Consider the following 17,971-nt stretch of genomic DNA (forward strand, 5'->3'; position numbering starts at 1 on the left):
GGGGTCGTCCCCCCGCCTACAACCTGAGGGGGACACCGCTTCGGGACCTCCGGCCGATCCGCCGCAACACGGGGCGAACCTAGCGTGGAGCCATGACCACACCCGTCTGCACCAGCGCTTCGAACGCCATGACGCGGACCCTTCCGTACCCGTCGTTCTCGTCGTACGTGAAGGCCCGCCAGCCGGTGCTGCTGCGCACCGCCCGGTCGCTGACCGCCAACCCGAGCGACGCCGAGGACCTGCTGCAGACCGCGCTGGCGAAGACGTACGTCGCCTGGGAGCGGATCGAGGACCACCGTGCGCTCGACGGGTACGTCCGCAGGGCCCTGCTGAACACCCGGACCTCGCAGTGGCGCAAGCGCAAGGTCGACGAGTTCGTCTGCGACGAGCTGCCCGAGCCGGAGGGGACGCCGGGCGCGGATCCCGCCGAGGGGCAGGCGCTGCACGACGCCATGTGGCGGGCCGTCATGAAACTGCCCGCACGCCAGCGGGCGATGGTGGTCCTGCGTTACTACGAGGACCTGAGCGAGGCCCAGACGGCAGAGGTGCTCGGTGTGTCCGTCGGCACGGTCAAGTCGGCGGTGTCCCGGGCCCTCGGCAAGCTCCGCGAGGACCCCGAGCTGGAGCCGGTGCGCTAGACATCACGAGCGGACCCTGATCGATCATCCCGAGGGCTAGTGACATACCGAGCGGTATGTGCGCAGAATGCGCTACCCCCTACCACCGCGTAGGCAACGTCGCCCCGGGAGGACGCCGTGCAGAGCACGATGCAGGACGTACCGCTGCTGATCTCGAGGATCCTGACCCACGGGTCCACGGTCCACGGATCGTCTCAGGTGACCACCTGGACCGGTGAGGGCGAGCCGCAGCGCCGCTCGTACGCCCAGGTCGGCGCCCGCGCGGCCCAGTTGGCGCACGCTCTGCACGAGGACCTCGGCGTCCGGGCCGACGACCGCGTGGCCACCCTGATGTGGAACAACGCCGAGCACGTCGAGGCCTACTTCGCGATCCCCTGCATGGGCGCCGTACTGCACACGCTCAACCTGCGCCTGCCGGTGGAGCAGTTGACCTGGATCGTCAACCACGCCGCCGACCGGGTGGTCATCGTCAACGGCTCCCTCCTGCCGCTGATCGCTCCTCTCCTGCCGCACCTCAAGTCGGTCGAGCACGTGGTCGTGTCGGGCCCCGGCGACCGTTCGCTGCTCGCCGAGGCAAGCGCCCAGGTGCACGAGTACGAGGACCTGATCGCCGGGAAGCCGGCCGACTACGACTGGCCGGAGCTGGACGAACGCCAGGCCGCCGCCATGTGCTACACCTCCGGCACGACCGGCGACCCCAAAGGCGTGGTCTACTCGCACCGTTCCGTCTATCTGCACTCGATGCAGGTCAACATGACCCAGTCCATGGGTCTCACCGACGAGGACACCTCGCTCGTCGTGGTTCCGCAGTTCCACGTCAACGCCTGGGGTCTGCCGCACGCCACCTTCATGACGGGTGTCAACCTCCTCATGCCGGACCGCTTCCTGCAGCCCGCGCCGCTCGCCGAGATGATCGAGAACGAGCGCCCCACGCACGCCGCGGCGGTCCCCACCATCTGGCAGGGACTGCTCGCCGAGCTGACCGCCAGGCCGCGCGAGGTGTCGTCCCTCACCCAGGTCACGATCGGCGGCTCGGCCTGCCCGCCCTCGCTCATGGAAGCGTTCGACGCGCTCGGCATGCGGGTCTGCCACGCCTGGGGCATGACCGAGACCTCCCCGCTCGGCACGGTGGCGAGGCCGCCGGCCCATGCGGTGGGCACCGACGAGGAGTTCGCGTACCGGCTGACCCAGGGGCGTTTCCCGGCCGGAGTCGAGGCCCGGCTCACCGGCCCCGGCGGCGAGCGGCTGCCCTGGGACGGAGAGGCGGCGGGCGAACTGGAGGTGCGCGGCCCGTGGATCGCCGGGGCCTACTACAACGGCCCCGACGCCGATCCCCTGCGCCCCGCCGACAAGTTCAGCGAGGACGGCTGGCTCAAGACCGGGGACGTCGGGACGATAAGCCCCGACGGCTTCCTGACCCTCACCGACCGTGCCAAGGACGTCATCAAGTCCGGCGGCGAGTGGATCTCGTCCGTGGACCTGGAGAACGCCCTGATGTCCCACCCCGACGTCGCCGAGGCCGCCGTCGTCGCCGTCCCGGACGACAGGTGGGGGGAGCGCCCGCTCGCCACCGTGGTGCTGAAGGAGGGCGCCACCCCCGACTTCACCGCACTCCGCCTGTTCCTCGCGGAAGAAGCCAAGATCGCCAGGTGGCAGCTGCCCGAGCGCTGGACGGTCATCGCCGCGGTGCCCAAGACGAGTGTCGGCAAGTTCGACAAGAAGGTGCTGCGCAGGCAGTACGCGGCGGGTGAACTGGAGATCACGCGGATCTGAACCGCACGGCAGGGGAGCCGGGGCGGTGTTCCACGACGGACACCACGCCGGCTCCCTCGTGCTTGCACGACAGGCGTCGTGCGCCGGTCAGTTCGTGCCGACCCGCGCCAGCAGGTCCACGATCCGGTCCTGCACCTCGGGGGTCGTCGACCGCTCCGCGAGGAACAGCACCGTCTCGCCGGAGACCAGCCGGGGCAGATCGGCCTGGTCGACGGCGGCCGTGTAGACGACGAGCGGGGTGCGGTTGAGCAGGTTGTTCGCCCGCAGCCAGTCGACGACCCCGGCCTGCCTGCGGTGGACCTGCATCAGGTCCATCACCACCAGGTTCGGCCGCATCTGAGCGGCCAGCGTGACCGCGTCCGTGTCCGAGGCGGCCCGTGCGACCTGCATCCCGCGCCGTTCCAGCGTCGCCGTGAGCGCCAGCGCGATCTCCGCGTGCTCCTCGACGAGCAGGACGCGCGGAGGGTGCTGCTCGGAGTCGCGTGGCGCCAGGGCCTTCAGGAGCACGGCCGGATCGGCGCCGTACGCGGCCTCGCGCGTCGCCTGACCGAGTCCCGCCGTGACCAGCACCGGCACCTCGGCGGCGACCGCCGCCTGGCGCAGCGACTGGAGCGCCTTGCGGGTGATCGGACCGGTGAGCGGGTCGACGAAGAGCGCGGCCGGGAAGGCGGCGATCTGCGCGTCGACCTCCTCACGGGAGTTGACGACGACGGGCCGGTAGCCCCGGTCGCTGAGCGCCTGCTGGGTCGTCACGTCCGGCGCGGGCCACACGAGCAGCCGGCGCGGGTTGTCCAGCGGCTCGGGGGGCAGCTCGTCGTCCAACGGCCGCGTCTGGGGCTGATCGGCGACCTCGACGGCTCCGCCCGGGCCGTCGAGCGGCTCGGGTCCTTCGTCCGCGTTCTTGTCCGGGGCTCCTATGGCGTACGACCGCCCGGCACCCTCGCTGGCTCCGGCCGGACGGGACTGCCCGGCCGGGGACGGCTGGGCCGAGGAGCCCTGCGGATGCTGGCGGGCCGTCGTCTCCGGGCTCTCGCCCGCCGGGTCCGGCGGCGTGCCGAGCTTGCGGCGGCGTGCCGAGCCGGCCGGCTGGTGCGGCGGAGGTGTCGGCGACTGGGAGCGGGGCTGGGCCTGCGGCTGTGTTCCCTGGCGGGCGAAGGGCACACCCTGTCCGAGTGTCCGCACACTGATCGCCCGGCCCTGCGTCGAGTTGGGGTCGACGGGCGCGGCGGCCTCGGCGGGCAGGGGCTGGGCGACGCGCGGCCGGGCGGTGCGCTCGGGAGCCGGTGCGGCGCCCGTCGCGGACGTCTGCTGCGCGGGCGCGGGCGTTCCGGCGCCGATGGTGTCACCGGAGGCCGGCCAGGACTGTGCGGGGGCGGGGGTGCGCACGGCCCCCTGAGGGACACCGCCCGCGGGGGTCGCCTGCGCGGGCACCGACGGGGCCGGCGCGAGCGCGGCAGGGGCGGACGGGGCGGGCTCGCCGGGCGCCTGCCGGCCACCCACCGGGCTCTGCGGCGCGAGCCCCTGCGGGGGAACGGCCGCCGCGGCGACCGCGGGCGCGGGAGCGCCTTGCACGGGGACGCCCTGGGCGGGCGTCAGCTGCGCGGGCACGCTTTGAGCAGGCACCGTCGCGGCGGGCGCCTGCCCGGAAGCCGGACGGGCCCGGCGGCGGCCCGTGGGAGCGGACACCGGATGGGGCTGAGGGGGCGTGTGGTCCTGGGCCTGGTCGTGCGACACCTGGTCGTGGCGGCCGTCGCCGGCCCGACCGGGGTCGGGAGCGTTCCGCTCCGGGGTGCGGTCCGCCTCGGCCGGCGGCAGCGCGAACACCGTCCGGGGGGCGGAATCGACCGCGGCGGCGCGTTCGTTCGCGGCGGCCAGGGCGCGTCGGCGGCGTCCGGTCGGCGCCGGGTCGGCCTCGTCGGGCGCCGGGGCGGCCACCGCGGGCAGTGCGGGGGGCAGCGCCTGCGGCGCGAGCTCACCGCGGGCACCCTGGCCCGCGGGCACGCCCCGTGGCGACACGGCCTCCCCCAGCCCGTTGGCCGAAGCGGCGCTGCCTGCGGCGTGTTCGGCGGCTGTCGTCACCGAGCCCTCGGACACCCCCTCGGCACCCTTCTCGACCGGGCTCGGGCGTCCGCGCCGTCGTCCCGTACCGCCGGAGGCCGGGGACTCGGCACCGCTGTCGTCCGTCGCCGCGGCGGGGACCGGTGTCTCGGCGGACTTCTCCTCCGCCGCGCGCCGCCTGCGTCGCCCGGTGGGCGCGGCGGCCGGGTCGGAGGCGGCGGGAGTGTCCGACTCGCTCTCCAGGAAGGCGTCCACGGACGACCGGCGGGCCCGCCGCCGTCCGCCCTGCGGCGCCGCCTGCTCCTCGGGAGTCCCGGTCGCGGGCTCTTCCACGGGCGCCACGGCCGGAGGCGGCGTCATCGCCCCGGCACCGCCGCCGATCGGCACCTCGAGGACAAACGCGTTGCCGCTCATCCCCGGCACCTCGTGCGTCTGCAGCACACCGCCGTGCGCGCGCACGATGCCACTGACGATCGGCTGGTGGACCGGGTCCCCCCCGGCGTACGGGCCGCGCACCTCGATGCGGACGACCTCGCCGCGCTGGGCGGCCGCGACGACGACGGTGTTGTCCATGTAACCGCCCGCCGAGACGGGCGCGTTGCCCGTGGCGTCGACGCCCGCCACGTCCGCCACGAGGTGCGCGAGCGCCTGCGCGAGCCGCTGCGGGTCGACCTCGGCCTCGATGGGCGGGGCGTGGACGGCGAACTGCACGCGGCCGGGCCCGATCAGCTCGACGGCGCCGTCGACACCGGCGGCGACCACCGCGTCGAGCATGACGGCGGTGCGGACGAGCGGGACCTCGCCGGCGTCGAGGCGCTGGTAGCCGAGGACGTTGTCGACGAGTGTGGTGATGCGCGAGTAGCCGGCCGCGAGGTGGTGCAGCACCTGGTTGGCCTCGGGCCACAGCTGGCCGGCGTCGTCCGCGGCGAGCTTGGACAGGCCGCCGCGCAGTTCGTCGAGGGGGCCGCGCAACGACTGCCCCAGCAGGGAGAGCAGTTGATCGTGCCGGGCGGTCAGGGCCTCGTAGCGGTCCTTCTCCCGCTCGCCGAGCGCCGCGTAGCGCTCGTCGCCGGCCGCGGTCTCCTCCGCGTGCCGCTCGTGCAGCTCGGCGAGCTCGGCGGAGTGCTCCTCGCGCAGCCGCCGCAGCTCTTCCTCGTGCTCCTCGGCGAGCCGATCGAGCTCCTGCTCGTGCTGCTTGAGGGACTCTTCCTTCTCCGCCGCGAGCGTGTCGAACGGGCGCCGGTCGGTGAACGTCATGACGGCGCCGACGAGCTGGTCGCCGTCGCGCACGGGCGCGGTCGTCAGATCGACCGGGACCCTGTCCCCGCTCTTGGACCACAGCACCTGCCCGCGCACCCGGTGCTTGCGCCCGGAGCGCAGGGTGTCGTGCAGCGGCGACTCGGTGTACGGGAAGGGGGAGCCGTCCTCGCGTGAGTGCAGTACGAGGGTGTGCAGCTCCTTGCCGCCCAGGTCGCTGGCGCGGTAACCGAGGATCTGGGCCGCGGCCGGGTTGACGAGCACGACCCGGCCGTCGGTGTCCGTGCCCACCACGCCCTCGGCCGCGGCGCGCAGGATCATCTCGGTCTGCCGCTGCGAGCGGGCGAGTTCGGCCTCGGTGTCGACGGTGCCGGACAGATCGCGGACCACGAGCATCAGCAGCTCGTCGCCGGTGTAGCCGTGGCCGTCGTACGCCTGTCGGCCGTCCTCGAGGTTGGCGCTCGTGACCTCGACGGGGAACTCGCTGCCGTCCGTGCGGCGGGCGATCATCCGCGTCGGCTTGGTCCGGCCGTTGGCATCGAGGGAATCGGGCTGGCGCATGGACCCGGGGATCAGCCGCGAGTCGAAGTGGGGCAGCAGATCGAGCAGCCCGCGCCCGACCAGAGCGGTCCCGGGCGTCTCGAAGGCCTCGAGGGCGATGGTGTTGGCGTTGACGACCGTTCCGTTGGCGTTGACCAGCACCAATGCGTCAGGAAGGGCATCCAGTATGGCAGCGAGGCGAGCAGCGCCTCGGGATGGCCTGCTGCTCACGAGACGCTTCCTCCCTGTTACCGCACCTTGCCGACCGCGGAGGCCATCTTGCCAATCGGCCCCCAGCGTGTCACGGGAGGGATTCTACGGGCAGAGACCCAGCCTGCGGCGCCGGATGAGAGGGAGGTCGCACGCGGAACTCTCGCAGAACCTGTGACCGCGCAGGTCGACGGGCGGAACCCGCGTATCACCCGTGACGCCGCCCCGCCCCGGCGGCGATCCGCCGGGGCGGATTCTGCGAACGAACGTCCGGCAGTACGGGCACGAGGTCGTCCCAGCGGGACATCTGACAGCCGTCGCCGCGGCTGTAGCGGGCGTCGACCGGCCGTCCGGCCCAGACCCCGGTGACGTGCGCGGTCGCCGGGCCGCCGTACTGCATCGTGCACAGACTGCGCGGCGGTACCGGAGCGAAGGGGTCCCGGCCCCAGACGGTCCGTCTGTCGAGCGTGCGGCAGGCGCGGACGGGGTCCGGGTGGCTGCCGAGGCCGGGATGGCAGCGCAGTACGTACGTCCCGTCGGCCCGTCCCGCGTGGCGCACGCTGACCACGAGCCGGTCACCACCGGGGACGGGTCCGCGGCCGTGGGCATGCGCGGTGGCGGGTGCCGCGGCCGCGGAGAGAAGGAGGACGGCACCGAGAGCCATGCCGCGTGAGGTGAACTGGACCATGCCGGGACTAACGGCGGCGGCCGGGGACGGTTGCGCCCGCTGCGCCGGCCGTGGTCCTCCCGCCCGCTTGCAGGACCCGGCGTAGGGGAGGCCGGCGGGGCCGCCGCGCGGGACGCGGCCGGGCGGACGCGGCGGGAGTCGGGCCTCGGGGCGCCGCCTCCGGATCCGCGGTGCGGTTCGCGGCCCAGTGCTTTGCCCTGCGGCCTTTCCGCCTAGTACCGTAGGGGTCGATTGGTGACACCCCGCTCGGCTGTGTCATCATCTGCACGCACCACTCGCGCTCGCGCGGGAGCGGTTGTGCTGGAGGCGTCGCCTAGTCCGGTCTATGGCGCCGCACTGCTAATGCGGTTTGGGCCTTAAAGCCCATCGAGGGTTCAAATCCCTCCGCCTCCGCGTTCGATCACCGAAGCCCCGGTCCGTACGGCCGGGGCTTCGGTGTTCCCCAGGGCTGTCAAGGGGGGCCGTGCGTATCCGCCGGATATGGCGTTTCCGCAGGTCACAAGGGGTTCGCCAAACGGATTTCACATGGCGGCGGCAGTCATGTAATGTTCTTCCTGTCGCCGCGAGCGGGCCGCAAGGGCCGGGAGCGGCGGAGAAGAAACAGAAGAACAAGCACTCGTAGCTTAACGGATAGAGCATCTGACTACGGATCAGAAGGTTGCAGGTTCGAATCCTGCCGAGTGCACACAGGTGAGAGGCCCCGGAGAGATCCGGGGCCTCTTGCGTTTCAGGGGCGTACAGCAGCGAAGTACAGCAACCGCTCTAACCGGCGCCGTCCATGGCATCCGACAGCTTGCCGATCGCGGCCCGCACTTCCTCCTCGCTCGCCTCCGCATAGACCTCCATCGTCATGGCGATCTGTGAGTGCCGCAGGATGCGCTGGGCCACCTTGGGGTGCACCTTGAGCGCCACCTGGAGCGAGCTGCACGTGTGCCGGGTGTTCCGAAGCGGGATGAGGCGGAGGCCGGCGCGACGGGCGCGCAGGGCGAACATACGGGTGAGGTTGCCCGGCTCGATCGGGGTGCCGTACTTCGTCGTGAAGACGAGATCGTGCGTGCCCTGCCACAGCTCCCCGGCGGCTTTCCGGTCGCCGGCCTGCTGGGCACGACGCATCCGGAGCGCCTTGAGACAGAGCGCCGGCACCGGAAGGAAGTCGTCGGACTCCTCGGTCTTGGTCTCCCTGTGCAGGATCTGCCGCCCGGCCCGCTGGATCTGGTGATCCACGTAGATCTCGCCGGTGTCGAAGTCGATCGACTTCCAGGTGAGTCCCAGGACCTCACCACGGCGCAGGCCGAGGCAGAGCACGAGCATCCACGCCGCGAAGAGGTGGTCGTCGCGTGCGGCGCAGTCGGCGAGGAATCGACCGGCTTCGGCGACCGACCAGGGCTTGATCCGGCGACGCCGTGGCTTGGGGACCTTGACCAGAGAAGCGACGTTCTTACCGATCTCCTCTTCGGACACGGCATGGGTTAGGGCCGCACGGAGGGCATCGCGGGCCGCCTGGACGACTCGCCGGGAAGCGTGCGCCTCGCAGCACCCACCGATCGCGCAGCAACGCTGCTGAGCCGGTCGACGCTTGGCGTCTTTGCCCTGCGCACAGCACTGGCAGGTGACGATGAGCTTGTTGATCCACTCACGGACGTCCCGGACGGTCAGCTTGTCGAGCCGCTTCGAGCCGAGGTGCGGGTTGATGTAGAGCCGCACTGCCCCCTCGTAGGAGACGTACGTCAGCGGCGCGAGGTTGGGCTTAACGATGTCTTCGAGCCAGTACGCGAGGAACACGGCGAGGGTGCGGTGCCGGGTGGCAACCGGTCCCTTCTTCGCTTCGGCATGCAGGTTGATCCACTTGTCGTGGACTTCTTCTCGGGTCTTGCCGTAGACGTACTTCCGCTTGCGCTTGCCCTCCGGGGTGCCCACCCAGGCGTAGGCGGCGAAGCCGTTCTTGTAGGGGTAGATCGAGCCTTCCCCATTGGCGCGCTTGCCGCTCATGCCGACGTCGCCTCCGCTCCGGAGGTGACGCGCTTGATGTACTCGTCAACCCAGTCCGGCAGGATGCGCCGGTTGCGGCCGATCTTCACCGAGCGGATCTCTCCTGTGAGGACCAGCATCTTGGTCTTGGAGAGCCCGAAGCCCAGCATGACCGCGACCTCTGCCGTGGTGTGCCACTTCGATTGGATCACTGTGGTGGTCATACTGCGCTGTCCTCCCAGGCAAGTTGGTTGTGCAGGGCTTCTCGTGCGAGTTCGCGGCTCTGTGCGAGGTCGCGGTGGATGGTGGCGGCGAGCCAGGATTCGCCGGGGGTGTGGCCGTGTCCGGCGTAGGCCCAGTGGGCGAGGGTGAGCGTCGTTGCCTCGGGGTCGTCGTCAGGGTCGGGCAGGCCGAGGGCGGCGCGTTGCTGGGTGGCGCGGTAGTCGGCGCGGACCTGGCGCAGGGCGCCGAGGCGGCGCCGGGGCATCCAGCGTCTGTCGCAGGAGCAGTGGGGAAGTGGCCGCTCTATCTGGTCTGCCGACGTCGAGAGCCGTGCACTAGTTGTGGATCAGGTGACGGTGTCCGAGGAGGAGCCTCCCGAGCGCCTCGGTCTGGTCCTCGGTCTGGCCGAGGAAGACAGCGTCTGCGTGAGGCGTCGACGGTTCGTCCTGGACGGGAAGCCCGTCCTGCTCGCGACGAGCTACCTGCCCACGTCGGTGGTCGCAGGGTCCGCGATCACTCAGGAAGACACGGGTCCCGGCGGAACGTATGCACGGCTTGCCGAACTCGGCTACAAGCCAGTGCACTTCCGCGAGGAGATCCGCTCGCGAATGCCCTCGAAGCATGAAGCGGCACAGCTGAGCATCTCCGCGGGCACTCCCGTCATCCTCATCTGCCGCACTGCATTCGCAGACGAAGGCCGCCCCGTCGAGATCAACGAGATGACACTCGATGCCGCCTCCTACATCCTGGAGTACGACTTCGACGCGTGACCCCGCGCATGTCTAGGATCAGTTGAGCTTTGACGGACCTGTGTCAGTTGATGCTTTCCGGTTCCTAGCCTGTCGTGCGGTTCTTCGTGCCGTAGGCCTCGACGAGGCTTCCTGAACCTGTGGGGCTACAGTCCTGCGTTCCGGGCGGGGTCAGTGATGTCCGGCTCGGCGGCGCCCGGAATTAGCCGGGACGCCGCCTTCAGGGTCCGGGCTGGCGTCACTTTTCGATGTCGAAGGCCTCCACCGTGTCCTGGGGGAGGACTCCGTCGCTGCGGCCACCAATGGCGTAGACGCACGTCCGGTCCAAGTCGTCGGGGCACGGCGCGGCTGTCCCTGCTAGCGCAAAGCGCGATGTGGGCATCGAGGGCAGTGTGGCCCAGACATTGGCCGTGGGAATGTAAGCCTCCAATGTGCCGAGAGCCACGCCATTGTCAATGCCGCCGACCGCGTACACGCACGTCTGCGTCGCGGCCCTCGGACAGGGCGCGGCGGCCCCCGCCAGGTCTTGGCGGGCGGTGGGCATCAAGGGCAACGTCGCCCAGACATTAGCCGTGGGAACGTAGGTCTCCGCCGCGCGATGCAGATCATCAGGGGCACCGCCGCCGGGAAAGCCGCCGTAGGCGTACACGCAGGTCTCGTTTCTTTCCTCGGTATCAGGGTCTGCTCTGCGTCGCCCGCCGGGCTCGCGGGGCGTATCACTTCCGCCTCCAGCAACCGCCTGCGGGCAGGGCGCGGCCGCCCCCGCGAGGGCGGTGCGGGCGGTGGGCATCGAGGGCAACGTCACCCACAAGTTCGTGGCCGGGCTGTACGCCTCCACCGTGTTCAACTGCGTGGCTCCTGCGCTGCGGTTGGCGCCGCCGACCGCGTACACGCAGGTTCCGCTCAGCCCTGCCACGCCCTTTGGACAGGGCGCGGTCGCTCCGGCAAGGCCGTCACGGGTGGAGTGCATGGGGGGCAGGGTCACCCACGCGTTTGTGGCGGGGCTGTACGCCTCAACCGTGTTGAGCTGGTTAGGAGACGGTTGGGCGCCATCGGTGCCGCCGATCGCATACACGCAGGTTCCACTCAGCCCCGCGACACTCTTTGGACAGGGAGCGGCGGCCCCCGCCAGGCTTTGGCGGGCGGTGGGCATCGAGGGCAGGGCCACCCACCTGTTTGTAGCGGGACTGTACGCCTCCACGGTTCCTACAACGCCGGTTCCGTCGTTGCCGCCGATCGCATACACGCAGGTCCCACTCAGCCCCGCGACACCCTTCGGGCAGGGCGCCGTGGCCCCCGCCAGGCTTTGGCGGGCGGTGTTCAGGTGAGGCAACGTCAGCCATACGCCCTGGGCGTTCGCGAGCGTGGGCGTCAGGGCAAACAGGGGCGCCAGCAGCATCGCGAACAGCAACCGGGAGATCAGACCTGGGGATCCACTTTCCCGTCTGAGTCGGACTTTCACGTACGTTCCTACCTTCCTGGGCGATGTCTCAGAGAGCCGTGCAGTCATTCCGGGTTCTTGACACGGGCCCATACTGAAATGCCGTCAGGTTTTCGCAGTGCATTCGCGGTGTCGGCAAACGGGCGAAACTAGTTCCTCGTTGGGCCGCTGGTGGTCCAAGACAGACGGTGGCATGCCTCGCCGCCAAGGATCATGACCGCGGTCAACGAGGGTGCCGGCCAGGGCCTGGGCGTAGATCGGGGACGAGCCAAGCGTGGCCTGGTCAGTCAATGCTGTTAGAAGTCAGGCAGGTTGGCGCCTGTATGCCCTTCACCCGGTTGGCTCCGAACGCCGAACAGACCGTCTGCCCTGCATTTAGGCGATGCATTTAGGCGATCTTGTTACAGGTTTCTCTACCTCATCAAGGCACCCGGCTGCGCTCCGCTCCGCCGGGCGCGCTTCCCGGCTCCGCTGCGGGCGACGCTCCTGCCTCCGGCCCGCTCCGCCCGCGCTGCGCCGACGCACGCCCACACGTGGATAGGGCCGAAGGCCATGAGTCGATCACCGCATAGAGCGGCCTACGGTCAAGACAATGCCTCCGGCGGGGGATCGGCCGGCACCGGGATGGAGGGGGCGCCGTTCCCGCCCGCGGGTCCGTAGGAGCGTGCGTGGGGTGCTCCCATCCCGTACGCCATCGGCCCAGGCAGAGCCGAGCAGACGCGGCCCATGGGGTCCAGGTCGTTCGTCCAGTAGGGCGCTCCACCTGGACGCCATGAACCACGCCCGCTCCACGGTGTGTGGGTCGACGGCATACGGGATGGGAGCTGGGGAGAGTGGTGGGTGAAGGAGCGGGCGGCAGCGAGGATGCGTGCATGGATATCGACCTCGAACTGCACTCAGCGCGGCCGACGCGCAATTGGCGCAAGTCCCGCGCGACACTCCTGTGCAGCTCATACGGGCACGGAGACGCTCTGATCTGACGGTCGGTCGATCGGGTCGTATGCGGCGTGCGCCCAACCGCTTGGCCTGGCGCCTTGGTTGCGGAGTGCTGGCCGCCCCATCCACAACGAGATACATAGAGTGACGAGCGGTCACATTTCGTGTGTGGCTGCGGTGCGCTGTCGGCGCCGACGGTGATGTCCGGTCGCGGCCGCCCTTCCTGACGAAGCGAGGCGTTCGTGATCCCACATGCGGGCAAGCAGCCCGGGCCGCAATGCGGCCCGGTATCGGACCGGAGCAGGCCCGGGCCACGCCCGGGCATCTTGCGGCTGGTCATGAGGGTCCTGGCCATGCTCGCGGGACTGTCCCTGCCAGTCCTGGCCGCGGCGGCCCCGGCGCAGGCGGCCGCCCCCACGCCGAACGCCTACGTCACCAGTGAGGGGTCGCACACGGTGTCGGTGATCGACACGGCCACGAACACGGTCACCGCCACCATCAACGTCGGCGCCCGCCCGTTCGCTGTGGCCGTCACCCCCGACGGCACGCGCGCTTACGTCACCAATTTCAACTCGGGCACGGTGTCGGTGATCGACACGGCCACGAACACGGTCACCGCCACCATCCCCGTCGGCAACAGCCCGATCGATGTGGCCATCACCCCCGACGGCACCCACGCCTACGTCGCCAATCAGGCTTCGGGGGGCACGGTGTCGGTGATCGACACGGCCACGAACACGGTCACCACCACCATCCCCGTCGGCATCTTCCCGTCCGGTGTGGCCATTACCCCCGACGGCGCCCGCGCCTACGTCACCAACGGCGGCTCGGGCACGGTGTCGGTGATCGACACGGCCACGAACACGGTCACCACCACCATCCCCGTCGGCAACAGCCCGACCGGTGTGGAGGTCACCCCCGACGGCACCCGTGCCTACGTCGCCAATCAGGGTTCGAACACGGTGTCGGTGATCGACACGGCCACGAACACGGTGACCGCCACCATCCCCGTCGGCATCTTCCCGGTCGAGATGGCCATTACCCCCGACGGCGCCCGGGTCTACGTCACCAATTTCGGGGGGACCACGGTGTCGGTGATCGACACGGCCACGAACACGGTCACCGACACCATCACCGTCGGCGCTGGCCCGGCCTTTGTGGCCATCACCCCCGACGGCAGCCACGCCTACGTCGCCAATCGGAACTCGAACACGGTGTCGGTGATCGACACGGCCACGAACACGGTCACCGACACCATCCCCGTCAGCAACGGCCCGAACGGTGTGGCCATCACGCCGCTCCCCTCCCTGACCGTCACCAAGACCCACCACGGCGCGTTCGTTCAGGGCAAGAAGAACACCTACAGCATCACGGTCACCAACCACGGCACCGGCCCGACCAACGGCACCACCGTCACCGTGACCGACACCCTGCCCACCGGGCTGACCCCCGTTTCGCTCACCGGTACCGGATGGGCCTGCACCCTGGCCACACTCACCTGCACCCGCAGCGACACCCTCGCATCCTCCGGCAGCAGCTACCCGACCATTACGCTCACGGCCAAAGCGTCCTGCAGAGCACCGGAGCGGGTCACCAACACAGTCACGGTCACCGGAGGCGGCAGCACCCCCGACACCAACACCGCCATCGACCCCACCACCATCAAACGTGGTAAACACTGCGAAAAGCCGCACCACCACAACAGCAGACACGACAAGAAGCAGAGACTCGGCACACACGACGCCAGACACGGCGCACCCATGCGCGGAGGTTTCGGTACAGCAACGAAGTACAGCAACCCCAGCAACCGGCCATGACCGACAGCCACTCGGATAGATCGAACGACGGCCTCTATGGCCCACGTTGACCGATCTCTATAGAGCTACGGATCAGAAGGTTGCAGGTTCGAATCCTGCCGAGTGCACATCGGACCAGAGGCCCCGTGGAGAGATCCACGGGGCCTCTGGTTTTTGCTTGACGGCAGTGTTTGACGGCAACCGCGTTCCGAAGTGGACCAGGAGTGTTCAACGGATCTTGGTACGACGGCTCTGATCCGGCCGAGATCCCCTCGCTAGGATCCCCGCTCATGAACATCAGGGGTGGGGACTCCGCGGATCAGGACACGGACCGTGGTACGGCCGTGGAGTTCGTCTACCGGCTGACCGCCGCGGACTTCGAGGAGGCGCTCCGTGCGCGAGCCCGTCGGACGCCGGCGGGCCGGGCCCAGGTGCTCATGGGGCCGCTGATGGCGGTTGTCGCAGTGGCCGTCTTCTCGACGCTTCAGCAGGGCACGCTGCCCGTGTGGATCCTCACGCTGGTGGTCTGCGTGGCAGCCGTGTCCTGGGGCACGGTACGGGGGCTGCGCACCATGGCCCAGCGGATGTCCAGCGTCATGGAGGCGTACGGGCAGTGCCGCATGGTGGCCGACGACCGCGGCACGGTCACCACCGGCGAGCGGGCGTCCTCGACCATCGACTGGACGGTGTTCCGGGAGTTTCTGGAGACACCCGGCCTCTTCGTGCTGCTGGGCGGTGACCGCGCGACCAGTGTCACGGTAGTGCCCAAGAGGGGAGCCCGGGAGCACGCCGATGTGGACCGGCTTCGGGCGCTCCTGGACCGACACTTGAAAAGGCGTTAGTCGCTTACGGGGACACCGGCCGGACCGTCATCACCGTCCGGGCTGCTGCTGCCTCTCAGGGCGTCCCCCGGGCGCGGTCGAAGGCCGGGCGCTGTGAGTCGAGCCGTACGAACGTGCAGCTGTCCATGGTCGCGCGGATCGAGCTGCGGCCGAGGACTTCCATGATCGTGCTGGTGTCGGCGGGCGCCGCCGCGGGCCGCGTCGAGGAGGCGCTGCAGTACGGCGCCGTCGTCCGTTCGGCGCCTGCCGCAGGTGGACGCCACAGTTCCAAGGTCTGTTGTGTGACATCAGCAGCCGACATCAACAGGGGCGCACACCCCCGCACGGCGCCACGCCGCCATACGCGGACGAGCCGGCGGATCCCCGTAGGTCCCCGGTGCACACGGAGCAGAGGCCCCGGAGTGATCCGGGGCCTCCGGCAGTTCGGGGCCGTGCAGCGGCGAAGTACGGCAACCGCGTTGGCCGGTACCGCCCATGGAGCCGGACAGCTTGCCGATGGCGGTGCGCGCCGGGTCGTGGGACGTCGACGGGCAAGGAGGTCGGCCAGGGGCCGGGCGCCGTACCGTCACCGTCACGGATGCGGCAGCGCGAGCGGACCGAGCGACCCGTACACGGGCCGAGGGAGGGCCGGTTGCTGCCATGCCGTGGCCGAGCCCGTTGTGGGAGCTCCGCCGGGTTCATCGGCGTGGGGAGTCCAGGACCGGTGACGCCAGGGTCCCGAAGTCCCTCCGCCGGCCTCAGGAGCGGGTCGCGGCGTCGACTCCGGGCCCTCGGCCCGGATCCCGGCACGGGGCGAAGCCGACGGGCCACCGGATCGGCCGGCACTCGCGCCGGGGCCGCAGTTCGTCGGGTGTGCCGTGGGCAACTGCCGGTGTCCCCGTCCGGTCCTGCAACGGTCGGACCTCTTCCGGTGGGTCTCGATCAGCGACCCGGTGAGGCCGTTCTGCCCGCTCGCACCGTCCTTCCCTCTCCTTCCCGTATCACCCCTGTCACCCCGGTGACCACGTCTCCCGTCCCGTCCAGGCCTGCCGTCCTTGCCCGGCAGGCCGGTGGGACCGGTCGGGCCAGGGAGGCCGGAGGGGCCGGGCGGCCCAGGGGAGACGGAGTCGACAAGGTGTCCCTGGAGGTCGATGTGCCGTGCCCGCAGATCGTCGATCTGCACTTGGTGGGCGACGATCGCAGTTGTCTGCGCGACGAGCGCGACGATCACTGATGCGCCGAGCACAAGCTCACGCCGCGGCCTTCGCAGCGCTTCTTTTACGCTACTCACGCAACCCATTACACTCCGTAGCGAGTTCACGGGGCCGTGTTCCCGACGCGGGACGGCCCACTGGTCACCGGTTCGGGTGATGCTCCTGCTGGTGTTGCGGTTCGTCGGAGGTTGCCGTGTGCGACCGCGGTGATCCCCGTGCGGTCACGCACGGGTTGAACACGTTTCAGGGCGTGGCGGAAGGACTGGCCGGGAGGGCTCTGTCGTCGTCGCTGTCGTCGCTGTCGCCACTGTCGTCCTGGGTCTCGTTCGATGTCGGCGCGGCGGCGGCGTTTTCCCCGTCCTTCCCGTCCTTGCCGTCATGTCCGTCCCGCCCGTCCCGTCCGTTCTGACCGTCCTGTCCGTCCTGTCCCTCCCTGCCGTCCCTGCCGTCCCTGCCGTCCTTGCCCGGCGGGCCGATGGGGCCGGTGGGGCCGGTGGGGCCGGGCGGACCGGAGGGGCAGGACTCGACGGAGTGCGCCTGGAGGTCGATGTGCTGTGCCTGCAGGTCGTCGATCTGCACATGCTGGGCCACGAGCGCGGCTGTCTGCGCGACGAGCGCGACGAGCAGTGCTGCGCCGAGCACAAAGTGGCGCCGCGGGCTACGCAGCGCTTCGATCACACTTCTCACCATGTCACCACGCTGTGTCACGGCGTGAGTGTAAATGACGATGAATTGGAGACGGTGGACCTCCTCGTCGAGTGTGCGCGCGGTGACCCGTACGGTCGCCGTCGTCGGCACGGGCGGCGAGTTTTCCGGCCCGCTCCGGTCCTGTTTCCGGGCCGTCCACCGAAGCGGTCGGTTAATGTGCGCGGATGCCGAACGTACGCACGCATGGCAGCTACCGGACGAGCGGTCTGTGGGCGGGGGCCGGCATCTCGTTCGGCGCTCTCGTGGTCGGTTGCGCAGTGGCCCTGCTCGGCATGCTCGAATTCGACGAGCGGTGCAATCACGGGCTGATCCGGGGACCGGGCCGGCTGCTGCGGGTGCGGGAACAGGCGTTTCCTCCGGCGACCGTCTGCGAGTTCGAGCGTGGAGACGTCTCCTCCGTCGGGGGGACGGGAGTGCTCGGCACGCTGCTCTGGCTCAGCCTGCTGGCCCTTGCCGTCTGCCTGGTCGTGGCGCTGATCGCGGAGTGGTTCGAACCGCGGCTCGGCAGCGATCTGGTGGTGCCGACGACGAGGGGCCGAAAGCTGCGGCGCACGGCGACCGCCTTCTTCGTCACCGGCTCCGTCTTCCTCATGTTCTACGCGTTGGCCGGGTGGAAGCTGTTCACCGGACCGGCGTCGGTCTGCTCCGCGGGAGCGGACTGGGGGACCGATGCACCGCGGACCCTGGCGTACAGCTTCTTCCCGCCGCAGGCCACCTGCCAGTACACCAGCGGCCTGACGCGGAGGATGAACCCCGAATGGGTCGGTTCGCTGGTGGTGGAGACGGCCGTTCCCGCGCTGCTGGCCGGGATCGGATGCGCGCTCGCCTGGCTGCGCCTGCGTTCGGAGCGGCGGGAGGCGCGTTACGGCACGGCCGCGGCGGACTCCGCTCTCGGGGATCGGGGCCGGTTCGTTCGCTGAACGGCGGCGCTCGCGCATCCGCCGGGACCCGC

General features: G+C 70.3%; 12 protein-coding genes, 2 tRNA genes and 2 pseudogenes. 8 read left to right on the forward strand and 8 right to left on the reverse strand.

Translation table 11 applies throughout. The features are described 5' to 3' along the window. Nucleotides 1-92 precede the first annotated feature (92 nt). Nucleotides 93-638 carry a SigE family RNA polymerase sigma factor gene (locus ACSHXN_RS21205; protein ID WP_355128513.1) on the forward strand — a complete coding sequence of 182 codons (546 nt, stop codon included), beginning with the start codon at nucleotides 93-95 and terminating at the stop codon, nucleotides 636-638. A gap of 129 nt (nucleotides 639-767) precedes the next feature. Continuing rightward, complete coding sequence (locus ACSHXN_RS21210; RefSeq protein ID WP_355795267.1) at nucleotides 768-2,411, forward strand: long-chain fatty acid--CoA ligase; 1,644 nt, start codon at nucleotides 768-770, stop codon at nucleotides 2,409-2,411. An 87-nt stretch (nucleotides 2,412-2,498) separates the two neighbouring features. Here ACSHXN_RS21210 and ACSHXN_RS21215 read toward each other — a convergent pair whose 3' ends face one another. Next, nucleotides 2,499-6,497, reverse strand: a complete 3,999-nt coding sequence (locus ACSHXN_RS21215) for a PAS domain-containing protein (protein ID WP_438303518.1) — start codon at nucleotides 6,495-6,497, stop codon at nucleotides 2,499-2,501. Nucleotides 6,498-6,684: 187 nt separating this feature from the next. Next, nucleotides 6,685-7,164 (reverse strand): SSI family serine proteinase inhibitor, encoded by a 480-nt coding sequence (locus ACSHXN_RS21220; protein ID WP_355128509.1) that lies wholly within the window; start codon nucleotides 7,162-7,164, stop codon nucleotides 6,685-6,687. A gap of 302 nt (nucleotides 7,165-7,466) precedes the next feature. On the opposite strand from ACSHXN_RS21220, the gene ACSHXN_RS21225 reads away from it, so the two are divergent. Further along, nucleotides 7,467-7,557 (forward strand) — tRNA-Ser (locus tag ACSHXN_RS21225). A 219-nt stretch (nucleotides 7,558-7,776) separates the two neighbouring features. Further along, nucleotides 7,777-7,849: transfer RNA gene (locus ACSHXN_RS21230), tRNA-Arg, on the forward strand. Between the two features lie 77 nt (nucleotides 7,850-7,926). Here the strand turns inward: ACSHXN_RS21230 and ACSHXN_RS21235 are convergent. The 3 genes and pseudogenes from ACSHXN_RS21235 to ACSHXN_RS21245 form a co-directional block, all read right to left on the reverse strand. Further along, the gene (locus ACSHXN_RS21235; RefSeq protein ID WP_438303519.1) at nucleotides 7,927-9,153 is read right to left on the reverse strand and encodes a site-specific integrase; all 1,227 of its coding nucleotides are present in this window, start codon (nucleotides 9,151-9,153) and stop codon (nucleotides 7,927-7,929) included. Then, nucleotides 9,150-9,356: an excisionase family DNA-binding protein gene (locus tag ACSHXN_RS21240; RefSeq protein WP_438303520.1), complete on the reverse strand. Its 207-nt coding sequence runs from the start codon at nucleotides 9,354-9,356 to the stop codon at nucleotides 9,150-9,152. Before ACSHXN_RS21240 ends, ACSHXN_RS21235 begins: the two co-directional genes overlap by 4 nt. Continuing rightward, a pseudogene (locus tag ACSHXN_RS21245) lies at nucleotides 9,353-9,604 on the reverse strand (replication initiation protein); the annotation flags it as partial. The pseudogene ACSHXN_RS21245 and the gene ACSHXN_RS21240, both read right to left, overlap by 4 nt. On the opposite strand from ACSHXN_RS21245, the pseudogene ACSHXN_RS21250 reads away from it, so the two are divergent. Further along, nucleotides 9,600-10,124: pseudogene (locus ACSHXN_RS21250) on the forward strand (GntR family transcriptional regulator); the annotation flags it as partial. The pseudogenes ACSHXN_RS21245 and ACSHXN_RS21250 overlap by 5 nt on opposite strands. 217 nt (nucleotides 10,125-10,341) lie before the next feature. On the opposite strand, the gene ACSHXN_RS21255 reads toward ACSHXN_RS21250, so the two are convergent. Continuing rightward, nucleotides 10,342-11,514 carry a Kelch repeat-containing protein gene (locus ACSHXN_RS21255; RefSeq protein WP_438303521.1) on the reverse strand — a complete coding sequence of 391 codons (1,173 nt, stop codon included), beginning with the start codon at nucleotides 11,512-11,514 and terminating at the stop codon, nucleotides 10,342-10,344. A 1,304-nt stretch (nucleotides 11,515-12,818) separates the two neighbouring features. Here ACSHXN_RS21255 and ACSHXN_RS21260 point away from each other — a divergent pair. Both ACSHXN_RS21260 and ACSHXN_RS21265 read left to right on the forward strand, forming a co-directional pair. Then, complete coding sequence (locus ACSHXN_RS21260) at nucleotides 12,819-14,297, forward strand: beta-propeller fold lactonase family protein (RefSeq protein ID WP_438303522.1); 1,479 nt, start codon at nucleotides 12,819-12,821, stop codon at nucleotides 14,295-14,297. A 269-nt stretch (nucleotides 14,298-14,566) separates the two neighbouring features. Next, a complete protein-coding gene (locus tag ACSHXN_RS21265; RefSeq protein WP_438303523.1) occupies nucleotides 14,567-15,118 on the forward strand; it encodes a YcxB family protein in 552 nt (183 codons plus the stop codon). 55 nt (nucleotides 15,119-15,173) lie between these two features. On the opposite strand, the gene ACSHXN_RS21270 is transcribed toward ACSHXN_RS21265, so the two are convergent. Both ACSHXN_RS21270 and ACSHXN_RS21275 read right to left on the reverse strand, forming a co-directional pair. Next, nucleotides 15,174-15,389 (reverse strand): hypothetical protein, encoded by a 216-nt coding sequence (locus ACSHXN_RS21270; protein WP_355135124.1) that lies wholly within the window; start codon nucleotides 15,387-15,389, stop codon nucleotides 15,174-15,176. A 1,165-nt stretch (nucleotides 15,390-16,554) separates the two neighbouring features. Next, nucleotides 16,555-17,019, reverse strand: a complete 465-nt coding sequence (locus ACSHXN_RS21275; RefSeq protein ID WP_356295095.1) for a hypothetical protein — start codon at nucleotides 17,017-17,019, stop codon at nucleotides 16,555-16,557. 164 nt (nucleotides 17,020-17,183) lie between these two features. Between ACSHXN_RS21275 and ACSHXN_RS21280 the strand changes: the two genes are divergently transcribed. Next, nucleotides 17,184-17,939: a hypothetical protein gene (locus ACSHXN_RS21280; protein WP_438303524.1), complete on the forward strand. Its 756-nt coding sequence runs from the start codon at nucleotides 17,184-17,186 to the stop codon at nucleotides 17,937-17,939. Nucleotides 17,940-17,971 lie beyond the last annotated feature (32 nt).

The organism is Streptomyces sp. HUAS TT11 (genome assembly GCF_051553595.1).
Taxonomy (GTDB): Bacteria; Actinomycetota; Actinomycetes; order Streptomycetales; family Streptomycetaceae; genus Streptomyces.

Bases quoted from the DNA above. Each gene is read 5' to 3' on its own strand.
- ACSHXN_RS21240 (WP_438303520.1), bottom strand. From the start codon at position 9,356: ATGACCACCACAGTGATCCAATCGAAGTGGCACACCACGGCAGAGGTC.
- ACSHXN_RS21260 (WP_438303522.1), top strand. From the start codon at position 12,819: ATGAGGGTCCTGGCCATGCTCGCGGGACTGTCCCTGCCAGTCCTGGCC.
- ACSHXN_RS21265 (WP_438303523.1), top strand. From the start codon at position 14,567: ATGAACATCAGGGGTGGGGACTCCGCGGATCAGGACACGGACCGTGGT.
- ACSHXN_RS21235 (WP_438303519.1), bottom strand. From the start codon at position 9,153: ATGAGCGGCAAGCGCGCCAATGGGGAAGGCTCGATCTACCCCTACAAG.
- ACSHXN_RS21205 (WP_355128513.1), top strand. From the start codon at position 93: ATGACCACACCCGTCTGCACCAGCGCTTCGAACGCCATGACGCGGACC.
- ACSHXN_RS21220 (WP_355128509.1), bottom strand. From the start codon at position 7,164: ATGGTCCAGTTCACCTCACGCGGCATGGCTCTCGGTGCCGTCCTCCTT.
- ACSHXN_RS21280 (WP_438303524.1), top strand. From the start codon at position 17,184: ATGCCGAACGTACGCACGCATGGCAGCTACCGGACGAGCGGTCTGTGG.
- ACSHXN_RS21210 (WP_355795267.1), top strand. From the start codon at position 768: ATGCAGGACGTACCGCTGCTGATCTCGAGGATCCTGACCCACGGGTCC.